At 71.0% G+C, this 807-nt stretch carries 1 protein-coding gene; it reads right to left on the bottom strand.

The window, feature by feature from the left end:
- Nucleotides 1-106: 106 nt before the first annotated feature.
- On the bottom strand, nucleotides 107-757 hold the full coding sequence (locus QOZ89_RS47085; RefSeq protein ID WP_071053309.1) for an aminodeoxychorismate/anthranilate synthase component II: 651 nt from the start codon (nucleotides 755-757) through the stop codon (nucleotides 107-109).
- Nucleotides 758-807 lie beyond the last annotated feature (50 nt).

The following is an 807-nucleotide window of genomic DNA, read 5'->3' as shown; positions in this document are numbered from 1 at the left end:
GCCAGATCAGTCCGTTGGCGTGATCGCCGGTAGCGTCCTCTGATGGTCGTGAACGGCGGTGATTACAACCACCTGAGGGCTGAAACCGCGATCATGTCTGCCAGGTTCAGGCGAAGGCGGCCTGGCGCAGGGTCTCGACCTCGGTGGACAGCCCGGGCGCCAGCCGGCGGGCGGCACCGCCGTCACCGCAGGACTCGAGCCAGCGGGCGAGCATCAGGTGGCCGCCCTGGGTGAGCACCGACTCGGGGTGGAACTGCACGCCCTCGATCGGCAGCGTCCGGTGCCGCATGGCCATCACGACGCCGCTCTCCGTCCGGGCGGTGACCTCGATCTCCGCCGGCAGGGTCGACTCCTCCACCGCGAGCGAGTGGTAGCGGGTCGCGATGAACGGGCTCGGCAGGTCCGCGAGCACCCCGGCGCCGTCGTGGTGGACGACCGAGGTCTTGCCGTGCAGCAGCTCGGGCGCGCGGTCGACGGTCGCGCCGAACGCGACCCCGATCGCCTGGTGCCCGAGGCAGACGCCGAACACGGGCAGGCCGGCCGACCCGGCGGCCATCACCATCGGGATGGTGGCGCCCGCCGCCTCCGGCGTGCCCGGACCGGGGGAGAGCAGCACGCCGTCCACCCCCAGCTCGCCGACGAGCTCCGGCTCGACCTCGTCGTTGCGTCGCACCAGGCACTCCGCCTCAAGCTGCCCCAGGTACTGAACGAGGTTGAAGACGAAGGAGTCGTAGTTGTCGACGACCAGGATGCGCATGCCGCTCCCGCTTCCCACTTGTCTTCCGGGTAATCCCGGTGGCTCGGCCC

Origin of the sequence: Pseudofrankia coriaricola, from assembly GCF_032027725.1 — a bacterium.
Classification (GTDB): Bacteria; Actinomycetota; Actinomycetes; order Frankiales; family Frankiaceae; genus Pseudofrankia.
Note: the sequence above shows the minus strand (reverse complement) of the source record. Positions and strands in the feature narration are given on the sequence as shown.